Raw genomic sequence first — 15,588 nt, forward strand, 5'->3', positions numbered from 1 at the left:
TATCTGACGCACTTAGAATGGAGTTAGATGGTAATGATTTTATAAGGGAACTGCTGATGGAATGTTTACGTTAAGGCGTCAGTGAAATTCCACGTGGTGGGTTTGGGCTCTGAAGATTTAGTGTTTTAAGGATTATTATATTGCCATTTTGTTTTATGTTGGTGTTTTTTTCTTTGTGTGGGAGTGGTTCTATTTTTTCCTTCCTAAGTTTGACATTGGAATTAAATGTGTATCAATATGTGACTTGATGTCGTTCTCGCTTTTTTACCTTCATTAGAAGGCTTTTTTAATTAGCTTTGTAATTGTTTATTTTTATTAAAAACGGAAGTTTTAATTAATTCAAAAGGAGTATTTATGAGTAGACCCTTACCACTGAATAAAGATTTAATTGTATGTGTCCCCAAGAATTACTCCTCTACAATGAAAGGAAAGTTTTTTGAAAGTTTTTGCGCAGATATTTTACGTCGGCAATCTTTCAGAATTGATGGAATGGAAGTTAGAAAGTCTGGAATGGAAATTGATATTCAAGCTACGCATACGCCTTCGAATGAGAAGCTTTATGTAGAGTGTAAGTTCATGCAGCAAAAAATCGACTCATCAATAGTGGACTTGGCTTTTTCTCAGTCATTCAGAGCAAAAGTCAAAAAGATAGCGCTTTTTTCTATTTCAGACTTAGGTAAAGATGCACAATCAACTCTTGAAGACTTTAGAATGGATGAGAGAATTGATTATTCTTTTTTCGATAAGAAAGAAATTCTCAAGTCAATTTTAGCAACTGGAAAAGTAGAAGATTTTCCATCTGAAAAAATCCCTGCAAAATATACAAGTGCTTCCCTTCTTGTTCATCCTGAAGTGGAAATGACTTGGCTGCTTCAGGAATCTGAAAACGGCAGTCCTATACGTCTAGTCCCTTTTGCAGTAGATGAAATGAAAACTCATCCATCAATCTCAAAGTTAAGTGAGATAATGAGGGAACAAGGTTTTTTTGAAGGACTTGAAATTACTGATTATTTTTATTTGTCTCAACCTGAGCTGAAAAAGAATAATATTATTCTATCTGAGTCGTATGAGAAGGAAATTGTAAGCGATATTATACTTGCTGATGATTTGATGGATTATAAACCTTGTAGGCCCAAGGATTTTGTTGGCCGAGATACCGTTCAGAAAGAAATATGGGATTATCTAGATGGTGTTAGGATTGGAGAGTTTAAAAGCCGAGTTCTTTCACTAGTCGGCAGGTCGGGGAATGGTAAATCATCATTAATTGCAATGCTTTCATCAAGATTTAAAAATATAAAATGGAGAAATAAGTTTTTTTTAGCATCAGTAGATGTTAGATCAGCAAGAGGCGGAAGGTTTGTGGCTGAAGCTGTTGTTAAAGCATTCAATATGGCAATTAATGAAGGTTTCATAAAATATAATAAAGAATTTATTATTGAAAATATTGCTGATATTACTAGCTCAGAAAGCTTCAAAGAGTGTATGAGGTATTTAGAAGATAATGAAAAGGTTTTGACTATCTTCTTTGATCAATTTGAAGAAGTTTTTATGAAAGAGGAACTTTTTGGGTTATTTAAAGCATTTGAAAGATTTGGTTTAGATGTGTCAGCTTTGCAAAGCAATATTGTGGTCGGTTTTTCCTGGAGAACTGGTATTACATTAGGAGATGAAAATCCAGCATATTCCATGTGGAATAATTTGAAAGATTATAGGGTTGAAAAGAGACTTGAGCAATTCGAACTTAAAGATTCTTCGAAATTAATAAGTGGCTTTGAACTAACTACTGGATTTAAGTTAAAAAAACCATTGCGGACCAGATTGATACAGCAAGCTCAGGGATATCCTTGGCTGTTGAAAAAATTGTGCATTCATGTTTTCAAAAAACTGAAGGGTGGTATATCTCAAGATCAGATGTTAGTGAGTCAACTTCAAATATCTAATTTATTTTATGAAGATTTGGATAGGCCTGAAAAACAAAATGCTTGTCTTAGATTTGTAGCTAAAAATTCACCAGTTAGCCAGTATGAAACAACTAAAGATTTTGGTAGTGATACGGTTTTAAATTTGATATCAGATAGGATGATAATAAAAACAGGCGAAAAGTTATCAGTTTACTGGGATGTTTTTAGAGATTATTTAAAAGGTAATGCGTTACCAGTAATACCTTGGTCGTATATGCCGTCAAACTCGCCAAAGATGATATCATCAATATTAAATGTAATAAACTTATTCAAAAAAATCAGCGTGGATGCATTGCAAAAACGACTGAATTACACAAGGGGGACTCTCGCTAATGTTATTATGGATTTGCAGTATTTTGTATTGATCGACAGAAACGCTAAGGGTGATATTTTATCTAGAGATAGCATCAATTCGTTGCCTGAATTTTTAAGGGAGCATTTTAACAGTCATAGTGTATATCTAAACCTTCTTGAGCATGTTGAAGATGCTGACTTAAAAAGGGTTAATATAAAGCAATATGAGGAAGTAATAAAAAACACATATCTTAATAAAGATGGGAGTTATCCGAAGGGATACAATTCTCGCTTTTTGGCATGGTTGCAATATACAGGCCTAGTCTCTGTAATAGGACAGTCAGTTGTTATATATGATGGCGAACTGGCATCGCCTGCTTTTGGTGTGGTTGATTTAGAGAAACGAGGTGTTAAAAATAGACGCGGGTCTCTTTTCCTAGCAGCAACAACTCCTGAGAAAACATCTGAGGTAGCAAAGTATCTATATGACAATAAAAACATGGATTATAACTACATTAAGGAAAATAAATATAGGAATGCTATTCAAGACCTTGTTGCATTAAGTTTCTGCTTTAGAAAAGATGATCAGGTTATTATCAATCCTAAAGTCGATTCAATGTTACAACACAGCAGTGTTGAACGCGTACTGGCTCGCTTAGTTTCGGATTCACCAGCAATGAAGATCCTTAATTCTTATGTAAATAAATTTGGTGAGGATGATAAAAAGACGTTGGGTACAACACTTGCAGAAGAATTAGGGCGTACTTGGAAATTAGATACAATATTACGATATGTATATGCATTAATGCGGTATCGAAATTTTTCGTTAGATAAATTATAGCTAGATGTTGTCTTTAAAAGTAAAAGGCTGAATTCACAGCCTTTTACATAATTAACTACTTTAATAGTTTATTCAGTCACTTTCTTCTTCAGATCGCTGGCACCTTCTTTGGTTTTATTCCAGCCTTTCTGCGTGCCTTCTTTAGTGGCATCCCAACCTTTCTCAGAACCTTCTTTGGTTTTGTTCCAGGCTTTCTGCGTACCTTCGCTGGCTTTGCTGGTCATGCTGTCGCTTTTACCTTCAGCGGCATGCTTGGCTTTGAGCTGCTGCTCTTTACCTTCGTTCTGCGCCTGATGCAGTTTTTCTTTAGCGGTGTTAGCACCGGCCTGCGCGTTAGCGACAGTCTCATCAGTTGCATGTGTGGTCGCGGCAAAAGCCGAAGAAGCCATCAGAATGGCAGACAGTGCAATAATGGTCTTTTTCATAATTCCCTCTTTCATGAAATATGTCGTCTCAGGTATTCATCCTGGCATAGGCCGGGATGGAAAGATTTAAGAATAAACCAGGAATGAAAAAGGTCTAGTTTCGTTGGTTAAATCGACACCAGATAGCATTTTAGGTTGTTGCAGAGAGTGAAGGGAGCCACCTTAACGGTGGCCCCCTTAGCATTAATCTGCCAACTGCTGCGCAATCGCGCTATACATTAACGCCGCTTCAAGTGGCTGAGCATTCATCTTAGGTTCAGCTTCCGGCCAGGTTGACCATTGCACGATCACCAGGTTTTCAGCACGGTTCACCATAATCACCTGACCATAAATTCCCAGCGCCCACAGGGAATTTTTCAACGCTTTATCGGCGGTTGGAGCGACATGTTGCGCATTGGCGGCAACCGCGTTGTTCCACCACTGATAGCCATAGGTGCCTTCAGGATGAGCGGCGGATACCGAGTTACTTGCCTGCGTCCAGTTGGATGCATCATCCAGCCAGTGATCGGGCAATATCTGCTGACCATTTGGCAAACGACCATCATTCATGATGAACAAGCCGAAGCGGCCCCAATCTTCCAGCGTGGCGTTAAAACCATGCGCGCCCACGTCGTGCTGGCCTTTGGCATAGGCATGCCACACGCCATCGCTGGCCATGCCGTAAGGCTTCCAGATGGATTGCTCCAGCCAGGAGGCGATTGACATGCCGGTCGCTTTCTCCAGCACATCGCCGAGCAACCACGCACCGCCGGATGAGTACGACCAGGATTCTCCCGCCGGATGTGCGCGATGCAGCTGTTTGATGATATTGCGCACGCAATCGTAGGTGCCAGGTCGCGCTTCACACTGTGTCAGATGCGCAAAGTCAGAGTTGGGATTGGTGTAATCCTCGTTCCAGGCAACACCGGAAGTGTGCTGGATCAATTGCTTCAGCGTGACGCCATCCCAGGCGCTGCCTTTGAGATCTGGTTCGTAATCCGTCACCCGATCGTCAAGCGAATGGATTTTACCTTGCTTGATGGCGATACCTACCAGCGTGGAAACCACCGATTTGCCCACTGAACGAGACGTCCATAATGTCTGGTCGGTATTGCCTGCGCCAAGATACTTATAGGCAATTTTCCCGTTCTTCAGCACCAGCATGCCGCTGACATTTTCCCGTTTCAGGTAATCGGACAATGAATAGCGTTCGCCGTTAAAGGTGTAAGAAGCATCGGTCAGCGGCTTGCTGGCGGCTTTCAATGGCGTTGAATCGCCATGATGAAATACATCGCCCGCGTAGTTGCGGTAATCATTGCGGAATCCCACCACGCGATCGGCCTGGCTCCAGCTCAGCATCTGATGCGGATTCGGCAGCTTTTTATCAAAAGGCTGCGGGCAAGATTGCAGCATTACGCCACCGCAATTCTGTGTTTCCGCCGCTAAGGAGTGCGAGGAGAAGGAAAGGGCGATCGCGCTTAACGATGCAGCCAACAGGATCGGTTGTAAAAGACGTTTATGCATTTTTTTCTCTGCGCGTGAGGAGTGAATAAGCAACAGTATATGAATGGTTAATCCCCTGATAAAATCACTCAATGGGGGAAAAACCCTCTAAATTATGGAGTCTGCTATGACCGCGTTGCGCTACTCTTTTTCGCAAATTGAAGCCTTTGCCACGATTGCTGAAACCGGCAGCGTCTCGAAAGCTGCCCTGTTGCTGGGGAAGGATCGCACCACGGTGCGTGACTTGCTGGATTATCTTGAAGATGCGTTGGGTTACACGCTTTTCTTACGGGAAGGGCGCAGGTTGCTGCTAACGGAGAAAGGTCAACAGCTGCATCGTCAGGCGCATCTTTTTCTGCGTCAGGCGCAGGCATTTGAATCCTATGCGCGCGCATTGCCTGCTGCCGTCAAGCAGGAACTGGTGCTGGTTTACGATCCTTTCGTTCCGCACGCTTTTCTTCACGCGGTGATTGAATACATGGCTGAGAAAAACATCCGTTTTAACGCATGGAGTGGTACGCGTGATGAGGCTGAAGCGGCGCTCAAAAGTGGGACGGCGCATGTTGCTATCTGCCAGGCGCAGCACCGTACGTTGGGAAATGAGATGGAATGGCAGGCGCTGGGCACCATCGAACTTAATTTTTTCGCCGCCCGCACGCTGTTTCGCGATCAGCCGCGGCCGGTGACGCTGCTCAATCTGTCACTGATTCCGCAGTTGGTTATGCATCCACACCACGATGAACAGATTAGCCGACGCCTGCAAATTTCTGGCAAATCCCTGTTCGTTAACGATCGCGCCATCCTGCAACATTTGCTGGAAAGTAGTGCGGGTTGGGGATTCCTGCCGATGCATTTTCAGGCTCAGCAGTGGCGCAATGTGCAACTATTGCCCACCGAAGTTGGCAATCAGGGATTGAATGTTACGCTGGTAACGTTATGGAATCCGGGGGGCAATAAACATGCGATAGCCGAAGCGTTTATTGCCAGCCTGCCCGAGCTGTGGAGCCGCATCTACTCTTCATCGCGTTCTTTAGCGGCGCGCTGACGATCGTAGAACTCATCTTCGGCGGCGATGATCTCATCCATCAGCGAATTCATATCCACTTCATGCAACTCTTCTACGAAGAGACCGGTAAGCGGCGTTTCTGGCGTCAGCTTTCCGTCTTCATATAACTGCCAGATCTCTTTCGCATAGCGCGTTTGCAAAATCTGCGGAGCGTATTGCCCGTAATAGGCGGTGATGTTATTTACATCGCGCTCAAACATCGATTCCGCGTGATTGTTTGCCGCGGCATCAACAGCTTGCGGCAAGTCGATAATGACCGGTCCGTTGGCATCCTGTAGCACGTTGAATTCCGACAGATCGCCATGAACAATACCGGCGCACAGCATGCGCACGATATTGCGGATCATGGTATCGAAATCCTTCATGGCGTTCTCTTCGGAGAGGAACACATCGCTCAGGCGTGGCGCAACCAGGCCTTCTGCGTCTGTGACCAGCTCCATCAACAATACGCCGTCGATGCAAATATAGGGCTGTGGGACGCGTACGCCGGCATTTGCCAGGCGGAATAACGCATCAACTTCGGCGCTTTGCCAGGTCTCTTCTTGCTGCTTACGCCCGAATTTCGACCCTTTTTGCATCGCACGTGAATTACGGCTGTTACGGACTTTACGTCCTTCCTGATAATGCACGGCCTGCTTAAAACTTCGTTGCGTGGCGTCCTTGTACACTTTGGCACATTGGATTTTGCCGCCCGTTAACACGGTATAAACGTCAGCTTCTTTGCCGCTTCTTAGTCTCTGTAGTACTTCATCAACCAAGCCATCATCGACGAGAGGCTGGAGTCGGTTTGGGATTTTCATGCGAGTCGCCTTGAAAGAGTCCAGATACAAAAAAGCCCGTAAGGCTTGCGCCATACGGGCTCTTAGGACTTCATCGGATGACTCTGGTAATCACCGATGGAGAATTTTGGTGGAGCTGGCGGGAGTTGAACCCGCGTCCGAAATTACTACACCGTCGGCACTACATGCTTAGTCAATCTTTACATTCGCCGGCCAGCTGCGGACAGACACGCCACTGACAAACTAGCCTGATTAGATTTAGTGCTTCAACCCCAGGCAAGGCATCCACACGATCTCTTTTGGGTTTGACCTCTCTTGATCCCCGTCTTAAGAGCGGAAGCTAGGGAGAGAGGGCTTCAAAGCAGGTTATTAAGCTGCTAAAGCGTAGTTTTCGTCGTTTGCGACTATTTTTTTGCGGCTTTTTACGAGGCAAACCGCCCCTCGGCATGCTCCTAAGGCTTCACAATCCCGTCGAGTCCAGAATCAGCCCCAAGAAATTTCAATACTACAGACAAGTGGCGTCAAGATCCAGCGCTTAACGCTTTGAATTCTTCATAATACGTGCTTTATCCATCTTCCATTCGCGCTCTTTAACGTCATCACGCTTGTCGTGCTCTTTCTTACCGCGCGCCACACCAATCTTCAGTTTGGCCCAGGCATTTTTCCAGTACATCGACAGTGCAACCACGGTAAAGCCTTCACGGTTAACGCGACCATACAGCGAATCGAGTTCGCGTTGTTTTAGCAGCAGCTTGCGACTTCGCGTGGGATCACACACCACATGCGTTGAAGCCACCGCTAGCGGCTGGAAAGTAGAGCCGAACAGGTAAGCTTCACCATCGCGCAGCAGAATGTAGCTATCGCTGATGTTTGCCTTACCGGCACGCAGTGATTTGACTTCCCATCCTTGTAACGACATACCCGCCTCGAACTCTTCTTCAATGAAGTATTCATGACGTGCGCGTTTATTGAGGGCAATAGTGGCTGAACCGGGTTTGTTAACTTTTTTCTTTGTCATAGTGCGGCGTAGTCTACATCACTCAGTTTATGGGCGCATCCCCTGTCCTGCAGGGCGGTAAAAAACACTCCATTTTAGCACAGCAAGCAAAGCCGTGAATTTTTGTTTGGTGACCGAAAATGGTATTATTCAATGGTTTTGTGATGAACAGGAACCATTATGGCCCAGATTAGTCGTTCAGCGCTGGTCCCTTATAGCGCTGAGCAGATGTACCGTCTTGTGAATGACGTGGATGCTTATCCTCAGTTTCTGCCGGGCTGCACCGGCAGTCGCGTGCTGGATAACAGCGGAGATCAAATGACCGCGGCCGTTGATGTCTCGAAAGCCGGCATCAGTAAAACTTTCACCACACGCAATACGCTGATCAGCAACCAAAGCATATTGATGCAGTTGGTTGATGGCCCGTTTCGTAAATTGACCGGCGGCTGGCATTTCACCTCATTGGGCGATGATGCCTGCAAAGTTGAGTTGAACCTCGATTTTGAGTTTACCAATATGCTGGTAGAAATGGCGTTTGGCCGCATCTTTAAAGAGCTGGCGAACAGCATGGTGCAGGCGTTCAGTCAGCGCGCGAAAGAGGTTTATCGTGCCTGATATCAGCGTGGAAGTGGTTTACGCACTGCCGGATAAGCAGTATTTGCGTGCCGTCACGCTTGAGGAAGGTGCAACCGTTGAGCAAGCGATCAAGGCGTCGGGTTTGCTGTCACTGCGTAAAGATATTGACCTGAACTCGAACAAGGTCGGGATTTTTAGCCGCCCGGTAAAATTGGCTGATGTCGTGCAGGATGGTGATCGCATTGAGATCTATCGTCCGCTGATTGCCGATCCGAAAGAGTTGCGGCGTCAACGCGCAGAGCGTTCAGCTGAAAAGAAATAGTCAGAAGTAAAAACTAAAAAAGGCGCTTAAGCGCCTTTTTTATTGCCGTTCACTTAGCCTTCTTTGCCAGCGAGCTTCGGCTTATTGTCGATGTTGGTCAGCGTTCCGTTGCTATCAAAGGTCAGCGTCAGGGTTTGCTGTTTCACACTTTCATGACCTGGTTCCTGGCGGAACACGTAGTACCAAACGTTGCTGCCAAACGGATCGCGCATCATCGGCGTACCGAGCGTGTAGGCAACCTGCTGCTGCGTCATGCCGTTATGAATCTTCGACACATCGTTGGCGACCAGGTAATTCCCCTGATTGATATCCGGACGATACACAACGCGCTCAAGGGTGGAACATCCAGCGGTCATCATCAACATTACTACTGCCGCGGCAGTCAGCGTTTTACAGCGCATCTATACATTCCTTTTCTGGGGCCAAACGCCTTTCAGCAGGCTATTTTTTTGCCATCAAATTCTGAACTCTGCCTGCGGCAGGCTTTATTACTCAGACGACATAACTGCCGATGATAATAAACCTTTTCGCTATTTGAAACCTCTACAGAGCAAGCATATGACCACCAGCCGGGAAAAAAGTGCGGTATCAGGCGGCTAAAAGTTCTTTAGCGTTGGCCAGCGTGTTGCGCGTCACCTCGCTGCCGCCCAGCAAACGCGCCAACTCTTGCAGTCGCGCGCGTTTATCTAGCGGCTGCATATGGGTTTCTGTCATCGCGCCATCGGTCTCTTTGCTGACGTAGAAGTGCTGATGACCGCAGCCAGCAACCTGCGGCAGATGCGTGACACACATCACCTGGGTTGACTCGCCTAGCTGACGCAGCATTTGGCCTACCACTGCGGCGGTTGGGCCGCTGATACCGACATCCACTTCATCGAAGATCATTGCTGGCGTTTCCATTTTCTGTGCGGTGATCACCTGAATCGCCAGCGCAATACGCGACAGCTCACCGCCGGATGCCACTTTGCCCAGCGGCTGGAGCGGTTGACCTGGGTTAGTCGTGACGCGGAAATCAATGCGCGTTGCGCCATCTGCAGTGAGTTGATCCGCATTGAACTCCAGCACGATAGCGAACTGGCCGTGCGGCATTGCCAGCGTGCGCATGCTTTGGGTAATCAGCTGGCTCAACTCTTGAGCGGAGTGTTCACGCAGTTGATGCAGATTTTCAGCACTGACTAACGCGGCTTTATGGTGAGCGACGACTTCAGATTGCAGGGTTTCCTGATCGCTCTCTTGCTGCGAAAGCAGTTCCGCTTCATCAAGCAATTGCTGATAAAGCACCGGCAAGGTTTCAGGTGAGACATGATGCTTGCGCGCCAGTGCGATCTGACGTGACAGACGTTGCTCCAGCTCATGCAGGCGATTGGGATCGAGATCCAGACGTTCACAATAGTGACGCAGTTCATCGCTGGCTTCACTGAGCTGAATTGCGGCTTCCTCCAACAGATTGAACACGCCGCTGACTTTATTATCCAGCGTCACCAGTTCACCCAGCATGTGACGGGCGCTATACAGCAGGCTCTGCAGGTTGGTGTCATCACCATCGGCGAGAATTTGCAGCGCTTGCTGGCTGGTGGATAGCAACTGGCCGCTGTTCGCCAGGCGCTTGTACTCTTCATCAATCTGTTCGAATTCGCCCAGCTGCGGGGCGAATTCATTGAGTTCTTTCAGCTGATATTGCAACAGCTCGCGACGTGATTCACGCTCTTGCGAGAGCTGCTGATGCTGCGCCAGCACGCGGCAACTCTGATGCCAGCGCTGATAGTGCTGGCGCATTTCAGATAGCAAATCATCGTGGGCTGCATAAGCATCCAGCAGATGTTTTTGGTGATCGGATTTGAGCAACAGCTGATGCGCATGCTGGCCGTGAATCTGAATCAACAATTGACCGAGTTCACGCAGCTGCGAAAGCGGCACCGACGTGCCGTTGATAAAGCCACGCGAACGACCATCCGCGCTGATCACACGACGCAGCAAACACTCATTGCCTTCATCCAGTTGATTCTCCACCAGCCAGCGCTGTGCGGAAGGCGAAGCTTTGAGTTGGAAGCGGGCGCAGATATCCGCGCGACTGGCACCCTGACGCACCATATCTGCTTCAGCGCGTCCGCCTAAACACAGGCCCAGCGCATCGATGGCGATAGATTTACCTGCGCCGGTTTCACCCGTGATCGCCGTCATACCACGATGAAAGTCGATCTCCAGTTCACGAACGATAGCAAAGTTACTGATGGTCAATTGTGCCAGCATAGAATCACCTGTATGTAAAAACAGATATGGTTTTACATACAGTATATCCTGGTATTTTATACAGTAAAGTGGTCAGTGCTGATTTTCAGAACAATTTTTTAGACCAACCCAGCTTTGAACTTAGGGTATTAAAATAGTTGTAATTTTTAGGATGGATGAGATTGAGATGATTAGCGCTGCGGCGAATCAGGACATCTTCACCTTCCTGAATTGGCAAGGCAATCTGGCTGTCACAGCTGATCTCCAGATCGCTGCGCAGGGAAGAAAAACGCAGGCGGATGGTGCTGCTACTGTTAATCACCAGCGGGCGCGCTGAGAGCGTATGAGGGAACATCGGGACCAGCGTAATGGCATCCAGTGACGGCGTTAGAATGGGGCCGCCAGCCGAGAGCGAATAGGCGGTGGAACCGGTTGGCGTGGAGATGATCAAACCATCGGAGCGCTGTGAAAAGGCAAACACCTCATCAATATAGACTTCGAATTCAATCATGTGCGCGACTTTACCGGGATGCAGCACTACTTCATTAATGGCGCTGCCAATACGCGGCGAGCAATCTTCTTTGCACACCTGCGCCTCCAGCAAGAAGCGGCTTTCGACGAAGTAATCGCCCTGCAGCACATCGTCCAGCTGCTGCTGCGCGTTGTCCGGATCGAGATCGGTAAGAAAACCGAGGTTGCCACGGTTAATGCCAATTACTTTGATGTCATAGCGCGCCAGCACGCGGGCAGCACCAAGCATGTTGCCATCGCCACCTACTACAACCGCTAAATCAGCGCGTTGACCAATATCCGCAAGGCTGCCGGTTTCGGCATTTTTCAAATCCAGTTCGCGCGCAATCTGCTGCTCGACAATCACCTCATAACCCTTTGCCGTAAGCCAGCGCCAGAGCATTTCATGGGTGGTTAACGCAGTGGGATGGCGCGGATGGCCGACAATCCCGATGCAGTTAAAGTGTTTGTTCATTTAGCGCGAGTTCCTTATAAGCCAAAACGGCCAGGCAATGTGATGGGTCTACTTGAAACCGTCAAACTGATCCCCATAATAAGCCAACCAGCGAGATGAATGTGCAAAACGCGGAGAAATTCATGAGTAGTAAAGAACAGAACACCCCAAACGAGCAAGTCTCAGACGAAATTCAACAGGATCAGCAGCGCGTGGACGCAGAGACAACCGCTGAGGTGGATCCGCGTGATGAGCGTATCGCGCAACTGGAAGCCGAGTTAGCCGTGTCGCAAACCGGCGTGCGTGATGCACAGCTGCGTGCGCAGGCGGAAATCGAGAATATCCGTCGTCGTACTGAAATGGATGTGGAAAAGGCGCATAAATTTGCGCTGGAAAAATTTGCCAACGAGCTGCTGCCAGTGATCGATAGCCTGGAGCGCGCGCTGGAAGTCGCAAACAAAGATAACGCTGAACTGGCTTCGATGATTGAAGGTATCGAGCTGACGCTGAAGTCGCTGCTGGGCGCGGTGCGTAAGTTTGGCGTGGAAGTGGTTGGCGAAACCAATGTGCCATTCAATCCGGAGATCCATCAGGCGATGTCGATGATGGAATCAGAAGAGATGGCGCCAAATCACGTGCTGATGGTGATGCAGCGCGGTTACACCCTCAACGGTCGCCTGTTGCGTCCGGCGATGGTGGCAGTGACCAAAGCCAAAGGCTAATCTGTCGCTGTAATAACAACGGCCGCTTAATGCGGCCGTTTGTTTTTTCAAGGCAGCACCGGCATCCAGTCAATCGGTGACTGGCCTGATTGGCTCAGCAGCGCATTCGCCTGTGAGAAGTGTTTGCTGCCAAAAAAGCCGCGATGCGCGGAGAGCGGGGAAGGATGCGGCGCTTTCAGCACATGATGACGTTGCGTATCAATGATGCTGCCTTTCTTCTGCGCGTGCGATCCCCACAGCAAGAAAATCACCCCTTCGCGATGCTGATTGATGGCGCTGATGACGTTATCAGTGAAAGTTTCCCAGCCAAAGCGCGCGTGCGAATGCGCCTTACTGGCTTCCACCGTTAACACGGTGTTCAACAGCATCACGCCTTGCGTTGCCCAGCTTTCAAGAAAACCGTGCGTAGGGCGCACAAAGCCGGGCATATCCTGCTCCAGCTCTTTGTACATATTCAGTAATGACGGCGGGATCGCCACGCCGGGCAGCACAGAAAAGGCCAGACCATGCGCCTGATTCGGGCCGTGATAAGGATCCTGACCCAAAATCACCACTTTGATATCGCCCAGTTCGGTCAGCCGAAAGGCATTAAACACATCCTTCTGCGGCGGATACACCGTTACGCCGGCAGCGCGTTCATTGGCCACCGCTTTCAGCGTTTCCACGAAGTAAGGTTTCTCTTTCTCTTCAGCCAGCACGTCGTGCCAGGTCAGCTTCTCAGCCATCATTGACTCCCTGCAAAATAGTGCGCCTAGCTTAACGTGTCGAACTCAACAGCAGAAGGGTAAAAATAATTTGAATATTTACGTAAAAAGTTAGCGAGTGAAGTTGTTATGAATCAAGTTGTTAGTATTTCTGCGCTCAATCGCGTTTGGACGAAATTGATACAGGTCAAAACGGCGCTTTTCTTGCAGTGATATACCACAGCATTCCAAAACCTTATGAACCTCGCTGTCCGGTTGCGACAGCGTAAAGCCCTGGAGACCTACTATGATTACCGGTATTCAAATTACTCAGGCAAATAATCCACAGCTGTTGAACTCATTCTGGCTGCTGGACGATGATAAAGCCGAAGCGCGCTGCCTGTGCGCCAAAGGGGATTTCGCGGAAGATCAGGTTGTTGCTATCAGCGACCTCGGCGAAATCGCTTACCGTGAAATTCCACTTGAGCAGAAGCCGCAAGTGCGTATCGAAGGTGGTCAGCATCTGAACGTTAACGTGCTGCGCCGCGAAACGCTGGAAGATGCCGTCAATCATCCGGAAAAATATCCGCAGTTGACCATTCGCGTATCAGGCTATGCCGTACGCTTTAATGCGCTGACGCCAGAGCAGCAGCGTGACGTGATTACACGTACATTCACCGAAAGCCTGTAATTGCAGCGCTGACGAAAAGACACACAGCAATACAAGCCGCGCCAATGTTGATTGACGCGGCTTTTTTTATATAGCTTGATGACAAAGAAAGGCTTCTTGAGGCCGTTTGATAGCGAAAGCGCTTTTTCGCTACGCTTAAAACAAAAAAATCGCCTCAAAAGAGGCGATTAATTACAGCGAGTGCTGTTTTATTCCGCACCAGACTCTGGTGCATCGCTACCGCTTGGCTTGCGGCGTTTACCCACATTTTTGGTATCGCGATGGCGTTGTTTGACGCGCGGTTTCTCTTGTTCTTTCTCTTTACGCTCTTGACGCTTCGCAAGGGCTTTTTTCGACGGTTTCCCCGTCACTTTGGCACTTGGCGCACGGCTTTCTGGACGCAGCTCATCAATCACACGCGCTTTCAACGGCTCGTTGATGTAACGGGTGATTTTGCCCAGCAGCACGTGGTCATGCGCTTCGACCAGCGAGATGGCGGTACCTTTACGGCCTGCACGCGCGGTACGGCCGATGCGGTGCAAATAGGTATCGGCGGTGCGCGGCAAATCGTAGTTAATGACGTGTGAGATATCGTCAATGTCGATACCGCGCGCAGCAACGTCGGTGGCAATCATCACCGTAACGCGGCCATCATTCATACGTTTGATCGCTTCGTTACGATTGACCTGCACCATTTCGCCTTCGAGATAGCTGGTGCGAATGCCGGCTTCATGAAGCCAGGTGACCAGCTCATGTAGGCGCTCACGTTTACGCACAAATACGATGACGCGCGTGGCGTCTGGCTGTTTCAACAGGTGAATCAGCAGCTTGTTTTTATGCTGCAGATCGTCGGCGCGGTAATACCATTGCTGAATCTTTTTACGTTCACTTTTGCTTGGGTCGGCTTCAATAAACACCGGCTCGTTGAGCAAGCGCTCGGCGAAGTCTTTGATGTGATCGCCTTCCAGCGTCGCTGAGAACAGCAGCGTCTGTTTGCGCCAGCGGGTTTCTGCGGCGATGGTTTCGATGTCCTGCGCAAAGCCCATATCGAGCATGCGGTCAGCTTCATCAAGAATCAGCGTTTCTACTGCGCGGCAGTCAAAGTTCTCTTCTTTGATGTACTGCAGCAAACGGCCAGTAGTCGCGACAACGATGTCCTGGTTTTCGCTGAACACTTCGGCATGGTTCATATACGCCACACCACCGGTGATGGTGGCGATATCCAGATGCGTGTGTTTAGCCAGTTCGCGCGCGTGATCGGCAACCTGCATCGCCAGTTCGCGCGTTGGGGTGATGATCAGAATGCGTGGTGGGCCTGATTTCTTGCGCGGGAAATCGAGCAAATGCTGTAAAGCGGGCAGCAAAAACGCTGCAGTTTTCCCCGTCCCGGTTGGAGCCGAACCCAGAACGTCACGGCCTTCCAGCGCGGCAGGAATGGTCTCGGCCTGAATAACAGTAGGGCGAGTAAAGCCTTTTTCCTGCAAAGCTTGTAGCAGGCTTTCGTCGAGTTCGAGTTCGGAGAATGTGGTTACGGTCATGGTCTACCTCAGTTTGGGGCGCTGATTATAGACAGAACG

At 48.4% G+C, this 15,588-nt stretch carries 15 protein-coding genes and 1 other RNA gene; 6 read left to right on the top strand and 10 right to left on the bottom strand.

Going from position 1 to position 15,588, the window contains the following annotated elements:
• Nucleotides 1-354: 354 nt before the first annotated feature.
• On the top strand, nucleotides 355-3,096 hold the full coding sequence (locus tag BM323_RS09045; protein WP_091003695.1) for a restriction endonuclease: 2,742 nt from the start codon (nucleotides 355-357) through the stop codon (nucleotides 3,094-3,096).
• Nucleotides 3,097-3,164: 68 nt separating this feature from the next.
• Here BM323_RS09045 and BM323_RS09050 read toward each other — a convergent pair whose 3' ends face one another.
• Entirely contained in the window at nucleotides 3,165-3,521 is a 357-nt protein-coding gene (locus tag BM323_RS09050; protein WP_008101580.1) for a hypothetical protein, read from the bottom strand.
• A gap of 183 nt (nucleotides 3,522-3,704) precedes the next feature.
• Nucleotides 3,705-5,024, bottom strand: coding sequence for a serine hydrolase domain-containing protein (locus tag BM323_RS09055; protein ID WP_008101578.1), 1,320 nt, complete (start codon nucleotides 5,022-5,024; stop codon nucleotides 3,705-3,707).
• A 106-nt stretch (nucleotides 5,025-5,130) separates the two neighbouring features.
• Here BM323_RS09055 and BM323_RS09060 point away from each other — a divergent pair, with 106 nt between their 5' ends.
• Complete coding sequence (locus BM323_RS09060) at nucleotides 5,131-6,048, top strand: LysR family transcriptional regulator (protein WP_008101577.1); 918 nt, start codon at nucleotides 5,131-5,133, stop codon at nucleotides 6,046-6,048.
• Here BM323_RS09060 and BM323_RS09065 read toward each other — a convergent pair.
• From BM323_RS09065 to smpB, 3 genes are all read right to left on the bottom strand, one after another.
• Nucleotides 6,015-6,869, bottom strand: a complete 855-nt coding sequence (locus BM323_RS09065; protein WP_036647485.1) for a PA4780 family RIO1-like protein kinase — start codon at nucleotides 6,867-6,869, stop codon at nucleotides 6,015-6,017. The genes BM323_RS09060 and BM323_RS09065 overlap by 34 nt on opposite strands.
• Before the next feature lie 107 nt (nucleotides 6,870-6,976).
• Nucleotides 6,977-7,339: a transfer-messenger RNA gene (ssrA, locus tag BM323_RS09070) on the bottom strand.
• Between the two features lie 44 nt (nucleotides 7,340-7,383).
• Complete coding sequence (gene smpB / locus BM323_RS09075) at nucleotides 7,384-7,866, bottom strand: SsrA-binding protein SmpB (protein ID WP_007886141.1); 483 nt, start codon at nucleotides 7,864-7,866, stop codon at nucleotides 7,384-7,386.
• Between the two features lie 159 nt (nucleotides 7,867-8,025).
• Here smpB and BM323_RS09080 point away from each other — a divergent pair, with 159 nt between their 5' ends.
• Together BM323_RS09080 and BM323_RS09085 are read left to right on the top strand one after the other, a co-directional pair.
• Nucleotides 8,026-8,460, top strand: a complete 435-nt coding sequence (locus tag BM323_RS09080; RefSeq protein ID WP_008101549.1) for a type II toxin-antitoxin system RatA family toxin — start codon at nucleotides 8,026-8,028, stop codon at nucleotides 8,458-8,460.
• Nucleotides 8,453-8,743, top strand: coding sequence for an RnfH family protein (locus BM323_RS09085; protein WP_008101547.1), 291 nt, complete (start codon nucleotides 8,453-8,455; stop codon nucleotides 8,741-8,743). The genes BM323_RS09080 and BM323_RS09085 overlap by 8 nt, the downstream gene beginning before the upstream one ends.
• Nucleotides 8,744-8,796: 53 nt before the next feature.
• Here the strand turns inward: BM323_RS09085 and bamE are convergent, their stop codons facing one another.
• The 3 genes from bamE to nadK all read right to left on the bottom strand — a co-directional run bounded on the left by bamE (nucleotide 8,797) and on the right by nadK (nucleotide 11,957).
• Nucleotides 8,797-9,144 carry an outer membrane protein assembly factor BamE gene (gene bamE / locus BM323_RS09090; RefSeq protein WP_008101544.1) on the bottom strand — a complete coding sequence of 116 codons (348 nt, stop codon included), beginning with the start codon at nucleotides 9,142-9,144 and terminating at the stop codon, nucleotides 8,797-8,799.
• Nucleotides 9,145-9,331: 187 nt separating this feature from the next.
• Complete coding sequence (recN, locus tag BM323_RS09095) at nucleotides 9,332-10,993, bottom strand: DNA repair protein RecN (RefSeq protein ID WP_008101542.1); 1,662 nt, start codon at nucleotides 10,991-10,993, stop codon at nucleotides 9,332-9,334.
• A gap of 85 nt (nucleotides 10,994-11,078) precedes the next feature.
• Nucleotides 11,079-11,957, bottom strand: coding sequence for an NAD(+) kinase (gene nadK, locus BM323_RS09100; RefSeq protein ID WP_008101540.1), 879 nt, complete (start codon nucleotides 11,955-11,957; stop codon nucleotides 11,079-11,081).
• Between the two features lie 122 nt (nucleotides 11,958-12,079).
• Here nadK and grpE point away from each other — a divergent pair, with 122 nt between their 5' ends.
• The gene (gene grpE / locus BM323_RS09105) at nucleotides 12,080-12,658 is read left to right on the top strand and encodes a nucleotide exchange factor GrpE (RefSeq protein ID WP_008101539.1); all 579 of its coding nucleotides are present in this window, start codon (nucleotides 12,080-12,082) and stop codon (nucleotides 12,656-12,658) included.
• A 47-nt stretch (nucleotides 12,659-12,705) separates the two neighbouring features.
• Here the strand turns inward: grpE and ung are convergent, their stop codons facing one another.
• Nucleotides 12,706-13,383, bottom strand: coding sequence for a uracil-DNA glycosylase (gene ung / locus BM323_RS09110; RefSeq protein ID WP_008101537.1), 678 nt, complete (start codon nucleotides 13,381-13,383; stop codon nucleotides 12,706-12,708).
• Nucleotides 13,384-13,648: 265 nt separating this feature from the next.
• Here ung and grcA point away from each other — a divergent pair, with 265 nt between their 5' ends.
• Entirely contained in the window at nucleotides 13,649-14,032 is a 384-nt protein-coding gene (gene grcA / locus BM323_RS09115) for an autonomous glycyl radical cofactor GrcA (protein ID WP_008101535.1), read from the top strand.
• Between the two features lie 188 nt (nucleotides 14,033-14,220).
• Here the strand turns inward: grcA and srmB are convergent, their stop codons facing one another.
• A complete protein-coding gene (gene srmB / locus BM323_RS09120; protein WP_008101533.1) occupies nucleotides 14,221-15,549 on the bottom strand; it encodes an ATP-dependent RNA helicase SrmB in 1,329 nt (442 codons plus the stop codon).
• Between the last annotated feature and the right edge of the window lie 39 nt (nucleotides 15,550-15,588).

Source organism: Pantoea sp. YR525, assembly GCF_900116775.1.
Lineage (GTDB): Bacteria > Pseudomonadota > Gammaproteobacteria > Enterobacterales > Enterobacteriaceae > Pantoea > Pantoea symbiotica.